General features: G+C 62.4%; 20 protein-coding genes. 15 read left to right on the forward strand and 5 right to left on the reverse strand.

Features of this window, described 5'->3' with window-relative positions:
• Positions 1-144 precede the first annotated feature (144 nt).
• On the forward strand, positions 145-564 hold the full coding sequence (locus LPJGGPFB_RS31475) for a response regulator (protein ID WP_327795866.1): 420 nt from the start codon (positions 145-147) through the stop codon (positions 562-564).
• Between the two features lie 83 nt (positions 565-647).
• On the opposite strand, the gene LPJGGPFB_RS31480 is transcribed toward LPJGGPFB_RS31475, so the two are convergent.
• Complete coding sequence (locus LPJGGPFB_RS31480) at positions 648-2,549, reverse strand: PAS domain-containing sensor histidine kinase (protein WP_173423848.1); 1,902 nt, start codon at positions 2,547-2,549, stop codon at positions 648-650.
• Between the two features lie 378 nt (positions 2,550-2,927).
• Here LPJGGPFB_RS31480 and LPJGGPFB_RS31485 point away from each other — a divergent pair, with 378 nt between their 5' ends.
• Entirely contained in the window at positions 2,928-3,842 is a 915-nt protein-coding gene (locus LPJGGPFB_RS31485; protein WP_173423849.1) for a transglutaminase-like domain-containing protein, read from the forward strand.
• 133 nt (positions 3,843-3,975) lie between these two features.
• Positions 3,976-4,125, forward strand: coding sequence for a hypothetical protein (locus LPJGGPFB_RS31490; protein WP_173423850.1), 150 nt, complete (start codon positions 3,976-3,978; stop codon positions 4,123-4,125).
• Positions 4,126-4,138: 13 nt separating this feature from the next.
• Here the strand turns inward: LPJGGPFB_RS31490 and LPJGGPFB_RS31495 are convergent, their stop codons facing one another.
• A complete protein-coding gene (locus tag LPJGGPFB_RS31495; RefSeq protein ID WP_173423851.1) occupies positions 4,139-4,531 on the reverse strand; it encodes a YybH family protein in 393 nt (130 codons plus the stop codon).
• 28 nt (positions 4,532-4,559) lie between these two features.
• Positions 4,560-5,177 carry a TetR/AcrR family transcriptional regulator gene (locus LPJGGPFB_RS31500; protein ID WP_173423852.1) on the reverse strand — a complete coding sequence of 206 codons (618 nt, stop codon included), beginning with the start codon at positions 5,175-5,177 and terminating at the stop codon, positions 4,560-4,562.
• Positions 5,178-5,291: 114 nt separating this feature from the next.
• Between LPJGGPFB_RS31500 and LPJGGPFB_RS31505 the strand changes: the two genes are divergently transcribed.
• The 7 genes from LPJGGPFB_RS31505 (at position 5,292) to LPJGGPFB_RS31535 (ending at position 12,526) form a co-directional block, all read left to right on the forward strand.
• A complete protein-coding gene (locus LPJGGPFB_RS31505) occupies positions 5,292-6,389 on the forward strand; it encodes an ABC transporter substrate-binding protein (protein WP_173423853.1) in 1,098 nt (365 codons plus the stop codon).
• Between the two features lie 126 nt (positions 6,390-6,515).
• Positions 6,516-7,379: an ABC transporter permease gene (locus tag LPJGGPFB_RS31510; protein ID WP_173423854.1), complete on the forward strand. Its 864-nt coding sequence runs from the start codon at positions 6,516-6,518 to the stop codon at positions 7,377-7,379.
• Positions 7,379-8,170 carry an ABC transporter permease gene (locus LPJGGPFB_RS31515; RefSeq protein ID WP_173423855.1) on the forward strand — a complete coding sequence of 264 codons (792 nt, stop codon included), beginning with the start codon at positions 7,379-7,381 and terminating at the stop codon, positions 8,168-8,170. Before LPJGGPFB_RS31510 ends, LPJGGPFB_RS31515 begins: the two co-directional genes overlap by 1 nt.
• A complete protein-coding gene (locus LPJGGPFB_RS31520) occupies positions 8,167-9,267 on the forward strand; it encodes an ABC transporter ATP-binding protein (RefSeq protein ID WP_173423856.1) in 1,101 nt (366 codons plus the stop codon). Before LPJGGPFB_RS31515 ends, LPJGGPFB_RS31520 begins: the two co-directional genes overlap by 4 nt.
• Positions 9,268-9,271: 4 nt before the next feature.
• On the forward strand, positions 9,272-10,006 hold the full coding sequence (locus LPJGGPFB_RS31525; protein ID WP_173423857.1) for an MBL fold metallo-hydrolase: 735 nt from the start codon (positions 9,272-9,274) through the stop codon (positions 10,004-10,006).
• Positions 10,007-10,022: 16 nt separating this feature from the next.
• Complete coding sequence (locus LPJGGPFB_RS31530; RefSeq protein ID WP_173423858.1) at positions 10,023-11,456, forward strand: aldehyde dehydrogenase family protein; 1,434 nt, start codon at positions 10,023-10,025, stop codon at positions 11,454-11,456.
• A gap of 146 nt (positions 11,457-11,602) precedes the next feature.
• Complete coding sequence (locus LPJGGPFB_RS31535) at positions 11,603-12,526, forward strand: DMT family transporter (protein ID WP_427858779.1); 924 nt, start codon at positions 11,603-11,605, stop codon at positions 12,524-12,526.
• Between the two features lie 105 nt (positions 12,527-12,631).
• Here the strand turns inward: LPJGGPFB_RS31535 and LPJGGPFB_RS31540 are convergent, their stop codons facing one another.
• Positions 12,632-13,810, reverse strand: coding sequence for an aminotransferase (locus tag LPJGGPFB_RS31540; RefSeq protein ID WP_173423859.1), 1,179 nt, complete (start codon positions 13,808-13,810; stop codon positions 12,632-12,634).
• A gap of 17 nt (positions 13,811-13,827) precedes the next feature.
• Entirely contained in the window at positions 13,828-14,874 is a 1,047-nt protein-coding gene (locus tag LPJGGPFB_RS31545; RefSeq protein WP_173423860.1) for a LysR substrate-binding domain-containing protein, read from the reverse strand.
• Positions 14,875-15,095: 221 nt separating this feature from the next.
• Between LPJGGPFB_RS31545 and speB the strand changes: the two genes are divergently transcribed.
• The 5 genes from speB to LPJGGPFB_RS31570 all read left to right on the forward strand — a co-directional run bounded on the left by speB (position 15,096) and on the right by LPJGGPFB_RS31570 (position 19,576).
• Positions 15,096-16,157 (forward strand): agmatinase, encoded by a 1,062-nt coding sequence (speB, locus tag LPJGGPFB_RS31550; protein WP_173423861.1) that lies wholly within the window; start codon positions 15,096-15,098, stop codon positions 16,155-16,157.
• Positions 16,158-16,252: 95 nt separating this feature from the next.
• Complete coding sequence (locus tag LPJGGPFB_RS31555) at positions 16,253-17,047, forward strand: transporter substrate-binding domain-containing protein (protein ID WP_173423862.1); 795 nt, start codon at positions 16,253-16,255, stop codon at positions 17,045-17,047.
• A gap of 63 nt (positions 17,048-17,110) precedes the next feature.
• Positions 17,111-17,779, forward strand: coding sequence for an amino acid ABC transporter permease (locus LPJGGPFB_RS31560; protein WP_173423863.1), 669 nt, complete (start codon positions 17,111-17,113; stop codon positions 17,777-17,779).
• Positions 17,776-18,423, forward strand: a complete 648-nt coding sequence (locus tag LPJGGPFB_RS31565) for an amino acid ABC transporter permease (protein WP_173423864.1) — start codon at positions 17,776-17,778, stop codon at positions 18,421-18,423. The genes LPJGGPFB_RS31560 and LPJGGPFB_RS31565 overlap by 4 nt, the downstream gene beginning before the upstream one ends.
• 73 nt (positions 18,424-18,496) lie before the next feature.
• Positions 18,497-19,576 carry an ABC transporter substrate-binding protein gene (locus LPJGGPFB_RS31570; RefSeq protein ID WP_173423865.1) on the forward strand — a complete coding sequence of 360 codons (1,080 nt, stop codon included), beginning with the start codon at positions 18,497-18,499 and terminating at the stop codon, positions 19,574-19,576.
• Positions 19,577-19,679 lie beyond the last annotated feature (103 nt).

Raw genomic sequence — 19,679 nt, forward strand, 5'->3', positions numbered from 1 at the left:
TCGTTCGGGCTTCCCTTCTTGTGCAGAACGGCATGTCGCGATTGAAAACGGGGGGAACCCTGCTGGACAATGGTGCGTTGTACCGTTGAAGTTTAACAGGCATAAGCCGGAAGCCTTGGGAGACGGTTCCGCCAATGCCGCGAAGTGAAGCGTTGGAAAGTTGATATGGCTTGCAGAGTACTGATTGTCGAAGACGAGTTTCTCGTTGCGACCGAAATCGAATACGTGGTCTCGGAACTCGGGCATCGTCCGGTGGGCATCGCTGCCGATCAGGCAACCGCGATCAGCCTTGCTCCGATGGCGGAGGTCGCCCTTGTCGATCTCAACCTGAGGGATGGGCCGACCGGCAAGGACATCGGGCGGATGCTTGCCGCCGAACACGGCATCACCGTCCTCTACATGACAGCCAATCCGGCGCAGCTCGGGGACGGCGTGCCCGGAACCGTCGGCGTCATCAGCAAGCCCGTTGCCGATCATGAGATGAAGCAGGCCGTCAACTATGCCGTCGCGCGCCGCCGCACGCTTGACGCGGAGCCGCCGGAGCGCTTGACGCTTTTCGCGTGACGCCCGCGGACCTGAGCGTGCGCCAACTATAGCGGCGATCACAGGCGGCGACTTCGCGCTGCCTTTCACATGGTGTCTCAGTCCTATTGCCCTGAAAGGCGGTTCGTTCGCGTAACCGCTGCGCGCGGCATGGTCACCGTTACGTGCACGCCATCCGGCTCCCAGCGCCTGACGAGCTTGCCGCCGAGCTGGCCCTCGACACTGATTCTCATCAGCCGCGATCCAAAGCCTTCCTGATCGGGTTCGCCGACCGCGCCCGTTCCGCCATGTTCACGCCATTCCAGGATATAGTCGGTTTCATGCTGTCGGCCGCTGATTGCGAGCTTACCCGCATCGCCAGAAAGCGCGCCATACTTTGCCGCGTTCGTCGCCAGTTCGTGCAGCAGTAGTGCCAGCGGCGTGGCGGCGCTGTCGCCAAGCTGGATGTCCTCACCGCTGACGCTGATGCGTTCGTCAGCATTGCCGTAGGGAACCAGCAGTTCCTCGACCAGCCCGAAGATCGACTGTTCTACAGGCACAGGGCGTGACGCCTGGCTGTGCGGGCGCACGAAATCATGCGCCCGGCCCATCGCCTCGATGCGCTTGCGCAATTCCAGGGCAAAGGGCTGGGCATCGGGATTCGAGCGCGCGGAAAGGCTGATGATGCTGCTGAGCACGGAGAAGATGTTCTTGATGCGGTGGCTGAGCTCGTGGGCGACCACCTCCCGCTCGGCGGCGGCCATCTTGGTGTCGTGAATGTCGGTGCAGGTGCCGTACCAGCGGGTGATGCGCCCGCGATTGTCACGGATCGCAAGGGCCCGCCCCAGCACCCAGCGGTAGACGCCGCTGTGGTGGCGCAGGCGATACTCGATCTGGTAAGGGTCGCCCGTTTCCAGAGAATGGCGCCAGCTTGCCCAGGCGCGCTCCTGGTCTTCCGCGTGGAACATGCCGTTCCAGCCTTCGCCGTCGGTCGAGTTTTCCGGCACGCCGGTGAATTCGTACCAGCGGGCGTTGTAATAATCGTGATAGCCGTCGGGTCGGGTCGACCAGACCATTTGCGGCATGGCGTTTGCGAGTGTTCGAAAGGCCGCCTCGGATCGGGCGTGCGCCTCGATCGCCTCCTTATGCTCGGTAATATCGACGGCAATGCCGGGGAAGCGGACGCAGATGCCATGCTCGTCGAGCGCCGGCCGGCCTTCGGCAAGCACCCAGCGCACGCCACCTTCCGGCTGGACGATCCGGTATTCCGACGTGAAGCTTTCGCCGGTTTCAATGGCCCGCGTCATCGCCGCTTCAAGGCCCTCGAGATCATCCGGATGGATGGAGGCGAGATAGGCCGATATCGGCGCACCGTCGCGGGCAATGTCTCGTGACACATGGAACAGGTCGGAAAAACGTTCGTCGGCGTAGATCCGGTCTTCCCTGACCCGCCAGTCCCAGATGCCGACGACGCCGGAAGCGCTGAGCGCCAGCGACAGGCGCTCCTGGTTGTCGCGAAGGGCTTTCTCCGCTTTCACCCGCTTCGTCGTCTCTGCGAGAATGGCAAGCACCGCGATTGTGCAGCCATCGTCATCGACAACAGGACTGTAATCCAGATCGAGCCAGACATCTTCGGCAACATCATTGCGATAGAGCGTCAGCGGCGCATCCTCGAAGGATGCGGTTTCGCCGGCAAAGACATCGGCAATGATCTGCCGGTTGAATGCGGCAACCTCCGGCCATGTGATCAACACCGATTGACCGAAGCAATCGGGGTGACGCTTGCCGGCGATCTCGATATAGGCGTCGTTGTAGATCATCACGCCGTCCCGACCGGCAAGGACAGCCATTGCGACCGGCGACGAGAACATCATTCTCAGGGTCATCGTCAGCGCCGTGGGCCAGTTGTCGACCGCACCGAGCGCTGTTGCGGACCAGTCGAAGGTTTGAAACTGAGCGTACATTTTGCTGGAGCCAAGTTTTCCGGGCGGTCTCGTATCTGCCTTCGGGAACAAAGGGGCGGTCATCGACGGTTCCAAACATTTGATTTGTCGGCATTTCTGCCGCTTTCGCGCCAATATAGGCGAGTTTCGCCAGATGTCATGTGTCCGCGTAGACTTTCCTGCCGGCGACAGTCGTCGAGCCCGGTCTGGTGCACTTCGGTTGGGCGGCACCGGCGAATGCGGTTGTCGCCTGCGGCGTTCGGGCCTAGAATTGGGCTCGGAATGGGCAGGCTCGATCCGGGCTTCTCGTGAGCCTGAGCCATCGATATCTAGACCTTTGTCGAGCCCGCGACCCTTCTTGTTTCAGCGTTTTCTTGTGTGCGTATGCAGCACGGATTTGTCCCGATCCTGAGGGAACAAAGGGGGGCGTGAAACATTCCTGCCGAACGAGGGAGGTTGGAGATGTTCGTACGCTTTGGCTATGAGATCGGCATCCGCTGTCCCCAGCCGACGCCGATGATGACTTACCTTTCCGTGGTTGCCGAAAGGCGACCCGATATCAGGCGCGAGCGCGGCCCCGTGACCTCGCCGATCGTCAAGATGGAGGAGGTTGTCGATCCGCACAAGAACGCCTGCCTGCGCATGATCGCGCCGGAAGGTGATTTCATGCTGACCTATGATGCCGTCATAGAGGACGATGGCCGGCCCGACGCGTCCGATCCACTGGCGCTGGCCGTTCCCGTCGAAAAACTCCCGCCGAACACGCTGCCCTATCTCGCCGCCAGCCGCTATTGCGAGACCGATCGGCTGGGCGCGCTTGCCTGGAGGCTTTTTGGTGATGCGGCGCCAGGCTGGTCGCGCGTGCAGGCAATCTGCGATTATGTGCATGAGCGCCTGGTGTTCAGCTACGGCTATGCCCAGGCGATGCGCAGCGCGCTCGAAGCGCATGAGGATCGCCTCGGCGTCAGCCGCGACTATGCGCATCTCGCCATCGCGCTTTGCCGTTGCATGAACATGCCGGCGCGCTACGTCAACGGCTACATGCCCGACCTCGAAGGCGAGGAGAGGGTTGCGCCGATGGATTTCAATGCCTGGTTCGAGGTGTTTCTCGGTGACCGCTGGTTTACGTTCGACGCCAAGAACAATGTGCGCAGGGCAGGGCGCATCGCCGTTGCCCGTGGCCGCGATGCAGCCGACATCCCGCTGATCCAGACCTTCGGAAAACACGAACTGACCGCGTTTACGGTGTGGACCTGCGTTGAGGCCGACGTCGGTCTTACCCGCTCCCATCGCGAAGCCGATGTGTCGTTGCTGACGCCATGGTTCAGCGAAAGCTGGTCCAGACATGTTCAGGAGCGCGACCGCAATCGGCACTGAAGCGGACGGTCGGCGGACGATTTTTCACTTTCGGGGTGGAATGGAGAAAATAATATCTATAAACTCAATCGAGAATATCGGAGAACATGACTATTGACGGTCCTGTTTCCGACCTGAACGACGGAGAGACGCGATGAACGCTGCGAAACCGACGATCCAGTCCCGATACGCGTTTTACGCGGCGGCCCCACAGCGCCGCTCGCCGATCGCACTTTTCCCGCACGCAATCGCCTTCATGGCTGCGTTTTGTTTCATCTCCGCCGTGGTTATCGGCGCGCTTTAACGCCCTGGGGCGATCATCCGGCGCGCGACAGATGTTCGTGAACCGCAAGCCAAGCGCCGGTTGCATCCCGTTCAAACACGATCGTTTCTCTTTCCTGCGACGTCAGCGCTTCGCCGCCGATTTCAAGTTCGGTCTGAACGCCGTGCGTGAAGACGGCAACGTTGCCGATCACCTGCACATGCCGGTCGCTGGACTGGCAGGCACGAACGCGGAATTTGTCGCGGGTCTCCCACAACGCCCATTCGGCCTCATACTCTGCCCGGCTGCGCAAGGGCCGTTCAAGATTGTGGAAGATGAAGGTCGCGTTCGGCGCGAAGGCTGAGAAATAGGCTTGCGCGTCATGGCGGGCAAAGGCCTCGACGAGCCGATCGGCGGCGTCCAGCACCGTCTTTTCCGTATCCTGCATGGATTTTCTCTTCATTGTCGGGGTTTGATCAAGGCGCTGCGATCAGCGTTGCAAGCGGCCGGTTCTGTCGGGCAACGCGCGCCTTGAGCTCATCAAGCGGCATGGCCTCGTCCTTTGCAAATTCGATGAACATGAGGTTGAGATTGTTGAACAGCATCTCGCCGACGGCGCGAACGTCGGTGCCGGGGACAATAAGCCCTTTGACCTGCAGCTTGTGAATGAGCGTCGAGACCTGATCGCAAAGCCGGCGATCGAGCTCGGTGTAGCGCTTGCTGAAGGGGCTTTCCGGCTGCTGGATCGAGATCGCCATCGCCGTGCGCCACATCTCCTTGGAGAGATAGACGAGCGAGTGATCGTAATATTGACCGATCAGGGCCTGCAGCGCGCCTTCCACGGAGGAGGGCGGGTTGTCGACGATCGTGCGGCCGGCGGCGAGCACTTCCTCGACTTCCATGGAGACGGTCGCGACCAGGATGTCGCCCTTGTTTTCATAGTAATTGTAGAAAGTGCCGACCGACACCTCGGCCCGCTCGGCGATGTCCTCGATGCGGGCGCTGTCGTAGCCGACCTCGCGAAACAACAAGGCAGCGGCGTCCAGGATACGTCTGTTCCGGTCGGCTTTCTGCCGTGCGCGCAGCCCTGTCATATGCGTTTTCCTGAATTATGAATGTCCTCAAAATTGAGATTGACTTAAAAAATGAATTCATTCAATCTTTTTTTGAAGACGCCGAAACGAGCGTCAAAACAAGAGGGCAACAGCATGATGCAGTCAGTTCATGACGGCGCGCACCTGCGCCGGTTTTTCTCCTCGGTCGCCGCAGGCGCGATCGTCGCCGCCTCGCTCATCTCGGTTCCGGCACCGGCTTTTGCCACCGAGGAGCTCAATGCGCTCGTCTGGTGCGACCACACGGATCCGGCGCTGGTCGAACCGTTCGAGAAAGCCAACGACGTCAAGGTCAATCTCAAGGTCTATGAGGGAACGGGTGCCGCGCTCTCGATCCTCGATCAATCCCGCCCGGGCGATTGGGACGTGCTCGTCATCGACGGCGTCGACGTCCACCGTGCCATCGATCTCGACCTGCTTGCAGAAATGCCGGCCGACGCGCTGCCGACGGCAGACATCTTCCCCGAGGTGCGGATGGAAGCCAACAACACCAAGGACGGCAAGACCTACGCCGTCACGGAAAAGTTTGGCTACAACACCGTCTCGTACGACAAGTCCAAGGTCGATCCGAAGGACATGCAGGATCTTTCGGTTGTCTTCTCCGACAAGTACAAGGGCCGCATCGCCCTCTATGACTACTACCTGCCGATGATCGGCCTTGCCGGGCTTGGCCTTGGCAAGAAGACCGCTGAGCTTTCCGAGGCCGACATGCCGGCTCTCAAGGAGAAGCTCGCTGAGATGCGGGCGGCTTCCAAGCAGGTCAGTGATGTCGTGTCTTCGCAGACGGCGCTGGCAACTGGCGAAGTCGATATCCTGGTCGGCGGCGGCGAATGGATCACGGCGGTGCTTTCGGCCGACAAGCCCAACCTCGACTGGACCATCCCGGAGCAGGGTGCTGTGCGCTGGGCGCAGTCGATCGGCGTGATGAAGGATTCCGCCAAGCAGGATCTGGCACTGAAATTCGTGCAGTATATTGTCAGCCCTGAGGGCCAGGCGCGGCTTGCTACATCCTCCTGCTACTGGGCGATGCCGGCAAACAGCAAGGCGGGCGAGCATCTGACCGACCCGCAGAAGGCGGCGCTGCGTTTCAACGAACAGGCCGAATACCTGAAGAAGACGCAGCTCTACCCGATCCCGTCGACCGAACTCGATCAGCAGTTCCAGGATGCCTGGACGGAGATGCTGCAGCAATAACGCCTGATACCTGGCGACCGCACGCGGCGGTCGCCGATCCTTCAGCCCGACTGCCGCCCCACCTTTCCGTGGGACGGTGGACTGCGTCCAACACCTTGTCGGGGCGCGCTCAAATCTGGAGCTTTCATGACTGCGACAACCCTTGAGGATGCCGACCGTCGAAAGGCCTGGGGCTTCGCAGCGCCAGCGCTTTTGTGGACACTCGCCTTCTTCGTCGTCCCCTTCCTGTTCATGGCGGCGATGAGCCTCTGGAAGCGTGAGGGGCGGGAGATCGTCCGCGTCTGGAACCTCGACAACTACGCGCGCTTCTTCTCCGAGAACGCCCTGTTGCAGGGCCTGGTCAATTCGCTTGAGATTACTGTCATCGTCACGGTGCTTTCGGTGCTGCTTGCCTATCCGCTCGCCTGGATCATCGCCGAGCGCGTGCCGAAGCGGTTCCAGCGCATGGCGCTTATTCTCGCGATCCTGCCGTTCTGGACCTCCTATGTGGTCCGCTCCTACTCCTGGCTGCTGGTGCTGTCGAAAAACGGCGTCATCAACCAGATGCTGACGGGCCTGGGACTGATCGCCGAACCGCTGGAGATCGCCAGCACGCGCACGGCAACGGTGATCGGCTTCGTGCATTTCTTCGTCATGTTGTTGACGCTGACCATCTATTCCAACCTGATCCAGCTCTCGCCGAACTATCGCCGCGCGGCCGCCGATCTTGGTGCCAACGCCTTCCAGACCTTCTGGCATGTGGTGCTGCCGCTGACCTTGCCCGGCATCATGACCGGTGCGTTTCTGACCTTCGTGCTGTGCATCGGCGACTACGTGACGCCGCAGATCCTCGGCGGCAACAACGAGCTGGTTCTGCCGCAGATCATCATGCTGCAGCTCGGCCGGCGCGCCGATTTCCCGATGGCAGCGGCGCTGTCGATCATTCTCATGCTGGCCGTCACCGTCGCCTATGTCCTGTGCGCCCGTTGGCTGAAGATCGAGAGGGCGTGATGCTGCGCAGAGTTTTCGTCAGTGGTGTGTCCTGGACCTACCTTGCCCTCGTCTACGCCTTCATCTTCCTGCCGGTCGCCGTGCTGGTGTTGTTCTCCTTCCAGGACGGACGGCTGCCGGTGCCGCCGTTCAACGGCTTTTCCATGCAGTGGTACGAGGCCGTCTTCGCCGACCGCAAGCTGATGGCAGCGCTCAGCAATTCGATGCTGGTCGCCATCTCCTCGTCGGTTGTCTCCTGCGTGCTCGGCTTTCTCGCTGCCTATTCGTTGGCGCGCTACAAGCTGCCGGGCTCGGCCCTGCAAAGGGGCCTGCTGATCGCGCCGATGACGGTCAGCTATCTCATCATCGCGCTCGGGCTTCTGGCGCTGCTCAATGCGCTGCACATGCCGCTGTCGCTTCTGACCGTCGGCATCGGCCATGTGGTGATCAACCTGCCCCTCTGCTTTGCCATCATTTACGCCTCGATGGGGGATCACCAGATCAACATCGAGCGGGCGGCGCGTGACCTTGGTGCCAGCGATTTCAAGGTTATGGCGCTGGTGACAGCACCAATGCTGATGCCGTCGATCCTGGCCGCTTTCTTCCTGTCGGTGACCTTCAGCTGGGACGAGTTCATCATCGCCTTCCTGCTGTCGCGCTTCGACGTGACCCTGCCCGTCGAGATCTGGAGCATGCTGCGCTCCGGCCTCAATCCCAAGACCAATGCCATCGGCTCGCTGGTCTTTCTCGCCTCGGTGGCGCTGCTGCTGATCCTCGAGTTTTCCCTGTTCGGAAGGACGAAGAAACAATGACCGCTCCCGTCTCGATCGAAAACGTCAGCAAGACCTTCGGCCACTTCACGGCGCTCGACAAGGTTTCGCTCGATATCCGGGCAGGCGAGTTCATCGTGCTGCTCGGCCCCTCGGGCTGCGGCAAGACCACGCTTCTTTCCATTCTCGGCGGGTTCCTGTCGCCAAGTTCCGGCCGTGTCGTGATCGGCGATCGCGACATGACCTTCGTGACGCCGGCCAAGCGCCCGACGACGACGATGTTTCAGGACTATGCGCTGTTTCCGCATATGCGGCTGGTCGACAATGTCGGCTTCGGGCTCCGGATGCGCGGCCTCGGTAAAGCGGAGCGGGACGAAAAGGCGCTCGGCTTTCTCGATCTCGTCGGTCTCAAGGCGTCTGCCGGCAAGCGTCCGCACGAACTTTCCGGCGGCCAGCGGCAACGCGTGGCCCTTGCCCGCGCCCTTGCCGTCGATCCCGAGGTGCTGCTACTCGACGAACCGCTCGGCGCGCTGGACCTGAAGCTTCGCCGCCAGATGCAGGACGAGCTGAAGGCGATCCAGAAGCGGGTCGGCACCACCTTCGTGCATGTCACCCACGACCAGGAGGAGGCGATGGCGATCGCCGACCGGATCGTCGTCATGAACCAGGGCCGGATCGAGGATTTCGGCCCGCCGTCGCAGATCTACATGCGGCCGCGTTCGCTGTTTTCGGCGGGCTTCATGGGGGAGGTCAATTTCGTCCCCGGCCGGGTCAAGGCCGCCAACGCATCTTCGGCCGAGGTCGAAACTTCGCTCGGCAGCCTGGCGCTTCCGGCCGCCAATTTTACCGCTGCCGTGCCGAAGGCCGGTGACGTGATCACGCTCACGATCCGGCCGGAGCATTTTCGCGGCGAAGACAAATCGGACGATCCGATGTTCGCTTTGGGGGATGCCCGGGTTGCCGGCAGCGCCTTCTTCGGCACCCACTACCGTTGCCACCTCCAGCCGTGCGCGACCGACGGCGATGCGCTGGTGGCACATCTGCCGCAATCCTCCGACGTGCGTGACGGCGAGATTGTCCCCCTTGCCGTGCGGGCTGCCGACGTCGTAGCTTTGCCGGCGGCAAGCGGAACCCTGTAGAAAAATGCGGCGAATTGCTCCGAAAGACTGGTATCAGGTGAAGCGTCTCGACGACGATGTCACCTCTATCTGCGAACCCTTCATCCAGGAATTCTATCGCTGCAACATCTGGCATGTGCGCGGCCGTGACCGTGACATGCTGGTCGATAGCGGCATGGGGGTGGTGTCCCTGCGCGAATGGGTGCCGCTGGTCACCGAACGCCCCCTGACGGCCGTCGCCAGCCATACGCATTTCGACCATATCGGCTGCCATCACGAGTTCGATTGCCGTTGCGTGCATTCAGGCGAAGCGGATCTCATGGCGCATCCGACACGCAGGAACACGCTGGCCGAGCCCTATGTTGACGACGAGATCTTCGATGCGCTGCCGCCCGAGCCCTATGCCTCCGCGACCTATGCGGTGAAGGCAGCGCCGGCGACGCGACTGCTCAATGACGGCGATCATATCGATCTTGGCGACCGGGTGTTCGAGGTGATCCACACGCCTGGCCATTCGCCCGGAGGCATCGCGCTTTGGGAAGAAAGCACCGGCGTGCTCTTTTCCGGCGACATCCTCTATGACGGGCCGCTGATCGAGGACACCTACCACGCCAATGCCGACGACTATCTGGCGTCGATGGAACGGTTGCTGCGCATTCCGGCGCGTATCGTCCACGGCGGACATTTTCCGAGCTTTTCCGGCGCGCGGTATCGCACGCTCATCAAGGACTGGCTCGCTGAGAAAGAAAAGACAATCTGACGGGAAGGAGGAGCGCATGCTCGACAAGAGGAAGTTTTACATTGATGGCCAATGGGTCGATCCGATCACGCCCAACGATCTGGAGGTGCTGAACCCGGCGACCGAAAAGCCGGTTGCGGTGATCTCGATGGGCACGGCCGCGGATATCGATCGTGCGGTTGCCGCTGCGAAGAAGGCGTTCGCCACCTATAGCCACACGAGCGTCGACGAGCGGCTGGCGCTGCTCGAAAGGCTGCTTTCGATCTACAAGCGCCGCTACGACGAGATGGTCGCGACCATCACCATGGAACTCGGCGCCCCCAAGACGATGACGCGCGAACAGCAGGCTGATGTCGGCGTCGGCCATCTGCAGGGGTTCATCGACGCCTTGAAGCGGCTGAAGACCCGCGACACGCTTCCGAACGGCGACGTGATCCTGCGCGAGCCGATCGGCGTGTGTGGCCTGATCACGCCCTGGAACTGGCCGATCAACCAGATCGCGCTCAAAGTCGTTCCGGCACTGGCCACCGGTTCTACCTGCGTCTTGAAGCCGAGCGAGTTTACGCCGCTCAACGCCATGCTCTATGCCGAGATGATCGACGAGGCCGGCTTCCCGGCGGGTGTCTTCAACCTCGTCAACGGCGACGGCATCAACGCTGGTGCCGCCCTCTCGAAGCACCGCGACATCGACATGATGTCGTTCACCGGCTCGACCCGCGCCGGCATCGCCGTCAGCAAGGACGCGGCCGAAACGGTCAAGCGGGTGACGCTCGAGCTCGGCGGCAAGTCGCCCAACATCGTCTTTGCCGATGCCGACCTTGAAGACCGTGTCACCGGAAGCGTGCTCGAATGCTTCAACAATTCCGGCCAGTCCTGCGATGCGCCGACGCGCATGCTGGTCGAACGCAGCGTCTACGACAAGGTGGTCGAGATCGCCGGCCGCGTCGGCCGCGAGGCGGCTGTTGGCGATCCGACCAAGGAAGGCAGCCACATCGGACCGCTGGTGAGCGACGTCCAGTTCGGCCGGGTGCAGGCGCTGATCGAGGCGGGCATTGCCGAAGGCGCGCGTCTTGTCGTCGGCGGTGCCGGCAAGCCCTCGGGCTTCGAGACCGGCTATTTCGTCAAGCCGACCATTTTTGCCGACGTCAACAACACCATGCGCATCGCCCGCGAGGAGGTGTTCGGACCGGTGCTGACGATCATTCCCTTCGATACCGAGGAAGAAGCGATCGCGATTGCCAACGACACCAATTACGGCCTCGCCGCCTATGTGCAGACCGGCGATCCGAAACGGGCCGAGCGGGTGGCATCGCGCCTGCGCGCCGGCATGGTTCACATCAATGGCGGGCCGCATCGCTACGGCAGCCCGTTCGGTGGCTACAAGCAGTCCGGCAACGGGCGTGAAGGCGGCATGTTCGGCCTTGAGGATTTCCTCGAGGTGAAGACCGTGCACATTCCGGACGCAGCCTGATGGAACGAAGCATCGCGTCCGTCAGACGCGATAGATAAACCGGCGGCCGCCCCGTTTGCGCAGGGCGGCCGCCATTGTTCTGGTGGGCGATTTATTGCGACTGTCGCCGATGCCGGTCTTCTGTTAGCTGCCTTGTTGAGGGCTCCATGATTGCCCGCCAGCAGAATAGCGACATTGCCGTGATCCCAGCACCCTCCACCGCCTCCTCCCATAACCGCCTTGCCATGGCCGCTCTTTTGATCGGCGGGGCTGCGATCGGCGGCTCGCCGATCTTCGTGCGGCTGTCAGAGGTCGGGCCGATGGCAACGGCTTTCTGGCGTGTCGCACTGGCGCTGATCCCGCTTCTCGCCTGGTCCTGGTTTCGCGGCGCGCCAGCGGGGGACCGGCAGCCCGAGAAGCTCTCGGAATATGCGCTGCTGGTGTTGCCGGGCGTGTTCCTCGCGATCGACCTTGCCGCCTGGCACTATGCGCTGACCAAGACGACGGTCGCCAATGCCACGCTTCTCGCCAACCTTGCCCCTGTGTTCGTCACGCTCGCGAGCTGGCTGTTGTTCCGCGCCCGCATCAGCGCCGTCTTTGCCATCGGGCTCGTGACGGCGGTCGTCGGCGTCATCACCCTCAAGGGCGGACCGATGGCGCTTGGCGACGGCAACCTGCTGGGCGACGGCGTCGCCGTTGTCGCTGCGATGTTCTATGCCGGCTATATCCTGGCGATCGGCCGGTTGCGCAGCCTGTTCAGCACCATCCGCATCATGGTCTGGAGCACGGCCTCGGCCGCCATCTGCATGCTGCCGATCGTGCTTTTGTCCGAACCGACACTGATGCCGCCGACGCTCTTCGGCTGGTCGATGCTGTTCGGCCTCGCCTTCGTCAGCCATGCGGGCGGGCAGGTGGCGATCACCTATGCGCTCGCCTATCTGCCGCCGGCGTTTTCGTCGCTGACGCTGCTGCTGCAGCCGGTGGTCGCAGCCATCCTTGCCTGGATCCTGCTGTCCGAACCGGTCGGGCTGATGCAGGCAATCGGCGGGGCGATCGTGCTCGTCGGCATCCTGATCGCTCGCCGGGGTTAAGCATCTCCAAAAAGTGTGAAGCGGTTTTCCGCGAGGAAATGCGTAAAAACAAAGAGGTCGAGCGTTTCCACGTCGCCGACGACACTGGAAACGCTCTCGTTCGATTCAGAGACCGGGCAGGTTGAAGCCGGCGAGCCGCTCTTCCAGCTGGCGGATCGTGGCCGCATCGGCATTGGCAAAGGCAAAGCGCAGGTAGTTTTCCTGGCCCTCGCCAAAGTAGTCACCTGGCAGGCAGACGACGCCGGCGAGTTTCGCCAGCTTCTCGGCGACGAACTGCGAATCGATGTCGGGGAAGGGGTGGCGGATATAGGCGAAGTAGGCGCCGATCGCCTGCAGCTTCCATTGCGGCAGCCGGCTCATGACATCACGCAGCGCATCGGCGCGCGCGGCGATCTCGACGCGATTGCCCAGGCGCCACTCAGCAAGCGCCGGAATGGCCCTGGCGACTGCTGCCTGCGCCGAGCGCGGGGCGCAGATCTGCAGATTGTCCATGATCTTGGTGACCTGATCGACGAGTGCAGGCCCGGCCGTGATCGCGCCGAGCCTATGGCCGGGGATGCAGAAGGATTTGGAGAAGCTGTAGAGGCCGATGAAGCTGTCCTGCCACCCTTCCACCTGCAGCAGACCGTGCGGTGCAGCACCCGCATCGGGCAGGAAGTCGCGATAGGTTTCGTCGAGGATCAACCAGGTGCCGTTGGCGCGGCAGGCCTCGTGAATGCGCGCCAGAAGCTCAGGCGGATAGATCGCACCGGTCGGGTTGTTTGGCGACACCAGCGCGAGCGCCCTGATGCCTGGCCGCAGCGCAGCGGCGATTGCGTCCACCTCCGGCAGGAAACCGTGACCGGCGTCGCAGGGCACCAGCTCGACATTGATGCCGAGCATCGCCAGCGTCGTTTCCTGGTTGAAGTAGTAGGGGTTGGTCATCAGGATCGTGTCGCCGGCCGAGGCAATTGCCATCGCGGTACAGATGAAAGCCTGGTTGCAGCCCGACGTGATGTGGATGTTGTCGGCCGTGATCGCGGCGCCATAGAGGCTTGCCACATGCGCGCCGTAGGCGTCGCGCAGCACCGCTTCGCCCTCGATCGCGCCATAGCCGGTAAAGGCGGTCGATGCGGCAGCTTCGCCGAGCCAGGCCAGCATGTCCGGGTGCGCCGGATAGCCGGGCACCGCCTGCGACAGGTCGATCAGCGGCCCGCGGGAGCCATCATAGCTTTTCGCCCAAGCGAGCACCGAGGGGACGGGCGGCGGCGAGAGCTTTTCGACGAGCGGATTGAAATGCGGCATGGCGGAGTTCCTATGGCTCAGGCTTTGTTCTTGCGTTTCTGGGGGCGTTCCATGCGTCGGCCACGGGCCGGAGCTGAAACCGGCTGAAAGCCGTCCTGCACCGATTTACGATCTGTCGGCTCGGATTTCGAGGCTCGGCTGCGAATAATCGTGCGCGCCGAGGTCTGCAGCTCCGGCATCGGGTCGTTTTCGAGCGCCGAGAACATCCAGTCGATGAAGATGCGCACGATCGGGGCGGCCAGAACCTCGTTACGGCAGGCGACGTAAAAGGCGTCGTTGGCCGGAACTGTCAGGTCGAACGGCGCGATCAGCTCGCCGCGGGCGATCAGGCTGCCGGCGGTGATGGTGTCGCCGAGGGCGACGCCCTGATTGTGCAGCGCGGCCTCGGTCGAAAGCCGCGCGTCGCTCATGAAGTGCTGGCGGCCGCGTTGCAGGTCGCTTGCGTCAGCTGCCGCCAGCCAGGTGTTCCATTCGCGCCCGTCGTCGCCGTGCAGCATCACATGGTCGCGCAGGTCGCGCACGGAGCGCAGTGGCCGCATGTTGAGCAAAGTCGGGCTGACCACCGGGAAGAGGGCGAGGCGGCTCCAGAGCTTCGACCAGCATCCGGGCCAGTTGCCATCGCCATAGATCAGGCAGACATCGACATCGGACGCATCTAGATAGGCGGCGTCGTTGGAGGCGATCAGCGTCAGGCGCACATCGGGAAACTGCTCGGTGAAGAGATGCAGGCGCGGGATCAGCCAGAAGGAGAGCAGCGCGGGCACGCAGGTGATGCGCAACTCGCCGCTGGTGGTCGGTCGCGTCATGGCGGCGGTCGCCGCCGCGATCTCGGCAAAGGCGTGGGTGACGGCCGGTAGCAGCAGTGCGCCCTGCGGCGTCAGCTTAAGTCGCTTGCCGCCGCGCTCGAACAGCGTGGCGTTGATCGATAGTTCCAGCGCGCGGATCTGATGGCTGATGGCGCCGTGCGTGACGTTGAGCTCGCGGGCGGCAGCAGAGACCGAGCCACGGCGCGCCGTCGCCTCGAAGGCGCGCAAGGGGTTCAGGGGCGGCAGGCGGCTGGACAATTCTTCGGGTTCCGGCGGGCTCAAACGATGTGAATTTTTCTCACACGAAACGCTATAACAATGTCAATTGATTTTCCAGCGGATTTGTCACCTAATGCTGCTCAACAAGGGCAAAAAGCCTGGGGAACTTGATAGCGCCGGAGAGAACCGGCCCCATCCGCAGATGTTGATCTGTGGCGCCTTCGTGCGCATTTCCCGGCTGACGTGACGGAGGATTGTGGATGGCCTGGGACGATAAGAAGCTTGGCGAACTCAAGGCGAAATACGGCGAGAGCCATGGCGGCGAGCTGTTCGACCCGACCTTCCGCCGCGTTGCCGACAAGATCTTCACGAAGAGCGGCACCCGCCTTGCGCCCTATTCCGGCATCCCGACCTTCCTGACCGCGCCGCATATGGCCATCGATGCCGACGAGCCTGATTTCGGCAATCTGCAGGTCGCGATTGTCGGCATTCCCATGGATCTCGGCGTCACCAACCGTCCGGGCTCGCGTTTCGGACCGCGGGCGCTGCGTTCGATCGAGCGTATCGGCCCCTATAACCACGTGCTCGGCTGCGCGCCGGTTCACGAGTTGCGCGTTGCCGACATCGGCGACGTGCCGTTCCAGAGCCGCTACCGGCTGGAGCTCAGCCACGACGACATCGAAAAGCGCATCAACCAGATCGTCGATGCCGGCGTCATCCCGTTGTCTGTCGGTGGCGACCATTCGATCACCCACCCGATCCTGAAGGCCGTCGGCAAGAACAAGCCTGTCGGCATGATCCACATCGATGCCCATTGCGACACCGGCGGCGCCTACGACCTGACCAAGTTCCACCATGGCGGCCCGTTCCGCAACGCGGTGCTTGACGGTGTGCTCGACCCGACCCGCGTCGTACAGATCGGCATCCGCGGCTCGGCCGAGTATCTCTGGGAGTTCTCCTACGAGTCCGGCATGACCGTGATCCATGCGGAGGAAGTGACCGGTCTCGGCATTCCCGCGATCATCGAGAAGGCGAAGAAGATCGTCGGCGACGGCCCGACCTATCTCTCCTTCGACATCGACAGCCTCGACCCGAGCTTTGCGCCGGGCACCGGCACGCCCGAAGTCGGCGGCCTTACCACCCGCGAAGTGCTGGAACTGATCCGCGGCTTCAAGGGCATCAACCTTGTCGGCGGCGATGTCGTCGAGGTCGCGCCGCAATATGATGCGACCACCAACACGGCGCATGCCGGCGCTCAGGTTCTGTTCGAAATCCTCAGCCTCATGGTGTTCAGCCCTGCTGTCACAGGCAAATCGGCTTGACACTTTAGAGAAAGATTCGTCGGCTGCCGGACTGGAAGCGGCAGCCGGCCAGAAAATGCCCACAATCAACAATGCTTCCAGACAGGGGAACGACAATGACACTTCAAAAGACAATGAAAGCAGCCTTCGCCGCCGCGCTCATGCTCGGTGCTGCAACCGGTATCGCCCGTGCCGACGCGCTCGCCGACATCAAGTCGGCCGGCGAGATCAAGGTCGGCATCTTCTCCGACTTCCCGCCCTTCTCCTCGGCCAGCGCCGACATGAGCATCAAGGGCTATGACGTCGACGTTGCCCAGCAGATCGCCGATGGTCTCGGCGTCAAGCTGAACCTCGTCAGCGTCACCGGCCAGAACCGCATTCCCTATCTCAACGACAAGCGCGTCGACATCCTGATGAGCGTCGGGTTCTCCAAGGAGCGCGCCGAAGTGATCGACTTCGCAGCCGCCTACGCGCCCTACTACATCGCCGTCATCGGCCCGGCTGAGCTCAAGGTTGCCGGTAAGGAAGACCTCGCCGACAAGACCATCGCCGTCAACCGCGGCACGCTGGAAGATACGTCGCTGACCGAGGCGGCCCCGTCGACCGCCGCGATCCAGCGCTTCGACAACTACAATGCCGTGATCCAGGCGTTCATCTCCGGCCAGACCCAGCTGATGGTCGTCGGCAACGACGTCGGCGCGCAGGTGCTGGCCCGCCAGGAGGCGCTGAAGCCGGAGCAGAAGTTCCAGCTCCTGACCTCGCCGTCGCATATCGGCCTCAACAAGAACGAGGAAGCACTGAAGACGGCCGTCAACGACGCCGTTGCCAAGATGCTGGCCGACGGCAAGCTGAACGCCAGCTCCGAGGCCTGGCTGAAGACGCCGCTCAACCCCGAAAACCTCAAGGACTAATCAGCTCTTGACGCCCACGGGGACTTGGCGTCTCCGTGGGCCTTTCGGGGAAAGGTTGCGACGATGGGTTACAGCCTCGATTTCGGGTGGCTTCGGGATGCCGCGGGCGCGATTGCCCATGGCGCCATGATGACGCTCTTCCTGATCGCCTGCACCACGGTGCTCGGCATCGTGATCAGCATTCTCTTTGCCGCCGCCCGTCGCAGCCGCTACGGCATCCTGCGCAAGGCGGTTGCGGTCTATGTCGAGATGATCCGCAACACGCCGTTTCTGGTGCAGCTGTTCTTCATCTACTTCGGCCTGCCGAGCATCGGCATCAGGCTCGATCCGGTCGTTGCCGCGATCCTGGCGATGACGCTCAATATGGCCGCCTACACCACGGAGATCGTTGGCGCCGGCCTCGACGCCGTGCCGAAAGGCCAAGGCGAGGCGGCCTATGCGCTCGGCCTCAGGCCACGTCAGGTTTTCGTCAAGATCATCCTGCCACAGGCGCTGAAAGTCATCTTCCCGGCGCTGATCAGCCAGGTGATCATCATGATGCTGGAATCGGCCGTCGTGTCGCAGATCGCAGTGCGCGAACTCGCCCATGAGGCTGACCTCTTGCAGGCACGCACCTTCCGGTCCTTCGAGACCTATTTTGTCGTCACGCTGATCTATCTGGCTCTGTCGATGGCCATCCGTCGGCTGTTTGTCGCCGGCGGCAGGCGCATGCTGGGAGCGGGCGTGTCATGATCGAATTCACCTTCTGGGACATCCTGCGCAACCTGGTATTCGCCACCCGCTGGACGGTGCTTCTGTCGGCTGTCGCCTTTGCCGGCGGCGCTGCCGTCGGCCTCCTGATCCTGTTTGCCCGCATCTCGAAACAGAAGTGGCTGCGTCGGTTCGGTTCGGGCTACATCGCCTTGTTTCAGGGCACGCCACTGTTGATGCAGCTGTTCCTGATGTTCTTCGGCCTGCCGATGCTCGGCTTTCGCATCGAGCCATGGACGGCTGCGGCACTGGGGCTGACCTTTTATGCCAGCGCCTATCTCGCCGAAATCTGGCGCGGCGGCGTCGAAGCGCTGCCGCTCGGCCAGTGGGATGCCGGTGCCAGCCTGGGTCTGCACCGGTTGCAGGAACTGCGCCTGGTGATCCTGCCGCAAGCGTTTGCGATCACCCGGCCGCCGGCCGTCGGCTTTCTCGTCCAGCTCATCAAGAGCACGGCGCTGACGTCGATCATCGGCTTCGAGGAGCTTCTCAGAACCGCGAATGCGATCAATAATGCAACCTTCGAACCTTTCACGGTCTATGGGCTGGTTGCGGTGATCTTCTTCGTGCTGTGCTATCCGCTGACGCAATATGCACGCATGCTGGAGCGCAAAATACCCGCGCACTGAGACCGAAAATGTGCAAGAAATCAACGAGAACAGGGAACAAGGCGGATCACCGCCGAAACAAAGGAGACAGACGATGATTACAACTTCCATCAAGCGCCGCACGCTGCTCGGCGCGGGCCTTGCCGGCGCCTCGATGCTGGCGATGCCCTCGGTGCTGCGCGCCCAGGACAAGTCGCTGAAGGTCGGCGTTTACGGCGGCTATTTCAAAACCTCGTTCGACAAGAACATCTTCCCGGAATTCACCAAGGCGACGGGCATCGCGGTCGAATCGATCGCCGAGCCGACCGGCGAAGCCTGGCTCGTCCAGCTGGAACAGGCAGCCCGCGCCGGCCAGGCGCCTGCCGACGTCTCGATGATGTCGCAGGTCGCAATGCTTAAGGGCCAGTCGACCGAGCTGTGGACGCCGATCGACATGTCGAAGATCAAGAACAGCTCGAACCTGCTCGACCGCTTCATCAACAAGTACCCTGACGGACGCGTGGCCGGCATCGGTGCCGTCTCCTGGTACATCACCCTCGTCACCAACACCGACGTCTACAAGGAAGCGCCGACCTCTTGGGCTGCGTTCTGGGATCCGGCAAACGCCGACAAGCTTGGCCTGCTGGCGCTGGTTTCCAACTCGTTCCTGCTCGAAGTGACCGCCAAGACCTTCTTCGGCGGCACCAATGCGCTCGACACCGAAGAGGGCATCCTCAAGGTGTTCGACAAGCTTGCCGAAGTGAAGCCGAACGTCCGGCTCTGGTACCGCGACGAGGCGCAGTTCGAGCAGTCGCTGAAGTCGGGCGAAATCCCGATGGGCCAGTACTACCACGACGTGACCGGCCTTGCGGCTGCTGACGGCAATCCGGTGCGCTCGACCTTCCCGAAGGAAGGCGGCATCCAGGATTCCGGTTGCTGGGCGCTGTCGCGTGCGTCGCAGAAGTCCGAGGAAGCCCATATCTTCATCGACTACATGTGCCAGCCTTCGATCCAGGCAACGCTGTCGCGCAAGGTCGGCACGTCGCCGACCGTCAAGCGCGAAGTCACCGACCTGACGGACAAGGAATTCGCAGCCGTTTCGTCGGATATCGAGCCGATCGTGCCGCGCTACGACCTATACCAGTCCAAGTCCGATTGGCTGAACCAGAAGTGGACCGAGCTGATCGTCGGCTGATGGCAAGACGTTGGCCCTCCGCCTTTTGAGGGGAGGGCCGGAGCTTAACTCAAGGGGCATTGCCTCTTACCACCCCTCCCGCAAACGGGAGGGGACTATTCCG

Origin of the sequence: Ensifer adhaerens (assembly GCF_013283195.1) — a bacterium.
GTDB lineage: Bacteria > Pseudomonadota > Alphaproteobacteria > Rhizobiales > Rhizobiaceae > Ensifer > Ensifer adhaerens_G.